A 3,552-nucleotide genomic window follows, 5' to 3' on the forward strand; every position below is an offset into this window, starting at 1 on the left:
TTACCGTACCTGCAACCGTTAAAAGTTTTGGGGAGGGGAGAGCGCGAGAGGGGAACCCTTTTTTCAAAAAGGGTTCCCCTCTCGCATCCTCTTCCATCTTCCCCGTCCACCTTCCCCGCTACTGCTCGTCCGGCAGGAAAACGCGGATGATATCGTCTATCTGGGCTTCGGCTGCGGCGATGATGTCGGGCAGGCGATCCACGGGGATGTCCAGGGTGTCCCAGGCGGCCGGGGACAGCGGCGGGGCGTAGACTTCGCCGCTCGAGCCCAGGCCGAGCGCGCCGGCTATGGCGTCCGCCGTGTGGGTGAGGGCCGGCATGGGCATACTCATGTGGGAGAGGTTGCCGTGGTGGTGGCGCACCGCTTTTTCCAGGCTTTCCGGAAACCGCCATTTGCGCAGGAGCATGCCTCCGAGTGTGGCGTGGTCGAAGCCGAACAGCCGCTTCTCGGCCTCGCGCAGCAGGATGCCTTCCCGCCGCGCCAGGGCGATGGCGTGTGTGGCGTGGCGCGCCACGTTGCGGAAGAGCACCAGTCGGCCCACATCGTGGAGCAGCCCGGCCACGAAAAGCCTTTCCACGTCGAGCCCGGCCTCGGGGCCGGCCAGGGTCGAGGCGATCACGCCGCAGCCGACGCTGTGCTTCCAGAAAGCGCGCATGTCCACGAGCCCGCTGGGCAGGTCCTTGAAGATGGCGATGACCGAGATGCCAAGGGCCAACGTGGTGAGCTGGCGGCTGCCGACGATGGTCACGGCGCGCGACAGGGTGTCCACCTTGACCGGGAAGCCGTAAAAGGCGCTGTTGACCAGGCGCAGGAGCTTGGCGGCCAGGCCCGTGTCCTTGCCGAGGGCGTCGGCCGCTTCCCGGGCGGTGCTGTTGGGGTCGTTTAACACCTCGTTTATGCGCACGAAGACGTCGGGCAACGAGGTAAGCTTGGGATCGGACTCGATGATGGCCATGGGGCCGGGCGCGGGCGTTTCCGGCGCGGGCGGCAGCAGCTCCGCCGGCACCGGGCCGGGCAGGGCCAGGCCGGCCGCGCCACGGCAGGCAAGGATTCCGGCCGCCCGGGTCAGGCAGAGGTCGTACAGCGCGGCCATGGCCGGCTGGTCGAGGTCGACATGGACGAAACGCGGGCGCAAAAGCGCCTGGGCCGCCTCCAGCGCCTGGCTGTCCGGCGCGGTTTCCGGCGTGTCCTCCGGTGCGGCCCAGGCCGCGTCGTCGTCGCTGCAACAGACCGTGGCCGTAGCGATGCCCCAGACCGGAAACAGGCGCAGATGCCGTTCGGTCAGGACGGTTTGCTCCGGCAACAGCAGTGTTCCGTCCTGACGGCATACCGGCTCGGCCAGGATCATGTCCGCGGCAAGGGCGGCAAGAGGAAGTCGTTTATTCATGGCATGTCCCCGGGAGGCACGCACGGGCAACCCGTTTGCTTCTTGAGATAAGGATTTACCGCGATTGTCAAGGAATGCGAAGCCGACGCGCCATGGCCCCGGAAAACGGGCTGTACATTTTCCGGCCCGCCGCTACCATGCCGCCGGGAGCGTACACCGTATGGGCAAAAAGCCGCTGGCTGTCGTTATAAGCCTCGACGTCGAGGAAGAGGGACTTTTTTCCGGTTCCTACCCCCGGGAGGGGGCGGGGCTTTCCAATATCGCCCGGCTGCGAAAGCTCGCGTTCCTGCCTCGGGATTTCGGCTTGCCGCTCACGTTTTTGTGCGACTATCCGGTGGCTGTCGACCCGGCCAGCGGGGAAACGATCCTTGACCTCGTCTCCCGCGTCGGCGGCGAGATCGGCGCGCATCTGCATCCCTGGAACACGCCGCCTTTTCCCGACATGCCCTGGCCCGAGCCGGTGTCCACGGCGGTCATGCCGCTGGAGGTCTTCCGGGCCAAGCTGGCGACGCTCCAGCAGGTCGTAACCGCCTTTGCCGGGGCCCCGGCGGTTTCGTTCCGCATGGGCCGGTGGAATCTTTTCAAGCGGGCCATGGCCGTGCTGCCCGAGGTCGGTTTTCTGGTCGATTCGAGCGTTGCCCCGCTGCGCCATGTGCCGAACGGGCCGGACCATTTTCTGGCCCCGGCCGATCCCTACTGGCTGCGTCCGGCCGGGCCGGAGGGCAAAAGGCTGCTCGAAGCGCCGACCACCCAGGTGCCGCTGGTGCCGGGAACGCCGCGACTGGCCCATGCCCTGGCGAAACGGCTGCCGCCGAAGGCCGGGAATGCGGTGCTTGGGGGATTTATGAAAACCGGGACGCTCGGGGTCAATCCGGTCTGGATGCCCGAGGCCACCATGCGACTGGCCGTGCGGACCCACGTCCGGCGCGGCGGCCGGGTGATCACGCTTTTCTGGCATTCCTCGGAACTCTTGCCCGGGGCCAGTCCGCATTTTCCGGATGAAGAAGCGGCGACGGCGTTTTTGGCCAAGGTCCGCCGCTTCGCCGACTGGCTGCGGCGGACCTTCGATGTGCGCGGGACGACGCTGAAAGGGCTTGCCGGTCCGGCTTTTAGCTGGCCTGACCGGAGTTCTCCGGCGACTCGTCCTTGTAGTACGGGGGATTGGGGCTGCTAGACAGGCCCCGGCCGTTTTTGTCGAAGATGGGGTAGCTTTTGCGCCCCCACTTCTGGAGGCGGAACTGGGCCGAGGTGGCCAGCACGCCGAGACCGTAGGTGCAGCTGCGGCGGAAATTGATGGACGAGGCCTCCTCGAAATACTTGGTCGGGCAGGACACCTCGCCGATGCGGAAGCCGAAGTAGACGGTCTGGGCCAGCATCTGGTTGTCGAAGACGAAGTCGTCGGAATTTTCCCAAAGCGGCAGGGTTTCCAGCACCTTGCGGGAGAAGGCGCGGTAGCCGGTGTGGTATTCCGAGAGCTTGGCCCCGAGCAGCAGGTTCTGGGTCAGGGTCAGGAAGCGGTTGGAAACGTATTTGTACATGGGCATGCCGCCGCGAAGGGCCGTGCCGCCGAGGATGCGCGAGGCGATGACCGCGTCGTATTCGTCGCTGGTCACCAGGTTGGCCATGGCCGGGATGATCTTCGGCGTGTACTGGTAGTCGGGGTGGACCATGATGACCACGTCGGCGCCGGTCTTCAAGGCCTCGGCGTAACAGGTCTTCTGGTTGCGGCCGTAGCCCCAGTTCCGTTCGTGGCGGAAGCAGCGCAGACCAAGCTTCTGCGCCTGCTCGATGGTGTTGTCCCGGCTGCAATCATCGACGAGAATGACCTCGTCCACAATGTCCTTGGGAACTTCGTCATACGTGCGTTCGAGGGTGGAGGCCGCATTGTAGGCGGGCATGACCACCACCACTTTTTTTCCGTGCATCATGGGTTGTCGCTCCAGAGGGGATCGCCGGATCGGAAGCGAAACGGCGGAATGCGCCGCGTGTTGCTGTGACGCGGCCAAACGAGGCACTAATCCCGAAATCGGGGTGTCTGTCAACCTTTGCCGGGGGGGACGGCGGGAAGAGGGTGCGAGAGGGGAACCCTTTTTGAAAAAAGGGTTCCCCTCTCGCGCTCTCCCCTCCCCAAAACTTTCAACGGTGAAGGGTAGGCTAATGGTAAC

General features: G+C 65.3%; 3 protein-coding genes. 1 reads left to right on the plus strand and 2 read right to left on the minus strand.

Translation table 11 applies throughout. The features are described from left to right. Positions 1-118 precede the first annotated feature (118 nt). The gene (locus ACMZ6R_RS20295; RefSeq protein ID WP_416114771.1) at positions 119-1,387 is read right to left on the minus strand and encodes an HDOD domain-containing protein; all 1,269 of its coding nucleotides are present in this window, start codon (positions 1,385-1,387) and stop codon (positions 119-121) included. 160 nt (positions 1,388-1,547) lie between these two features. Here ACMZ6R_RS20295 and ACMZ6R_RS20300 point away from each other — a divergent pair, with 160 nt between their 5' ends. Next, on the plus strand, positions 1,548-2,561 hold the full coding sequence (locus ACMZ6R_RS20300) for a polysaccharide deacetylase family protein (RefSeq protein WP_416114772.1): 1,014 nt from the start codon (positions 1,548-1,550) through the stop codon (positions 2,559-2,561). Here the strand turns inward: ACMZ6R_RS20300 and ACMZ6R_RS20305 are convergent. After that, positions 2,497-3,315 carry a glycosyltransferase family 2 protein gene (locus ACMZ6R_RS20305; protein ID WP_416114773.1) on the minus strand — a complete coding sequence of 273 codons (819 nt, stop codon included), beginning with the start codon at positions 3,313-3,315 and terminating at the stop codon, positions 2,497-2,499. The genes ACMZ6R_RS20300 and ACMZ6R_RS20305 overlap by 65 nt on opposite strands. Positions 3,316-3,552 lie beyond the last annotated feature (237 nt).

This window comes from Solidesulfovibrio sp. C21 (assembly GCF_047785625.1).
Classification (GTDB): domain Bacteria; phylum Desulfobacterota; class Desulfovibrionia; order Desulfovibrionales; family Desulfovibrionaceae; genus Solidesulfovibrio.

Excerpts from the sequence above, each read along its gene's own strand:
- ACMZ6R_RS20305 (WP_416114773.1), bottom strand. The coding sequence starts at position 3,315 with ATGATGCACGGAAAAAAAGTGGTGGTGGTCATGCCCGCCTACAATGCG.
- ACMZ6R_RS20300 (WP_416114772.1), top strand. The coding sequence starts at position 1,548 with ATGGGCAAAAAGCCGCTGGCTGTCGTTATAAGCCTCGACGTCGAGGAA.
- ACMZ6R_RS20295 (WP_416114771.1), bottom strand. The coding sequence starts at position 1,387 with ATGAATAAACGACTTCCTCTTGCCGCCCTTGCCGCGGACATGATCCTG.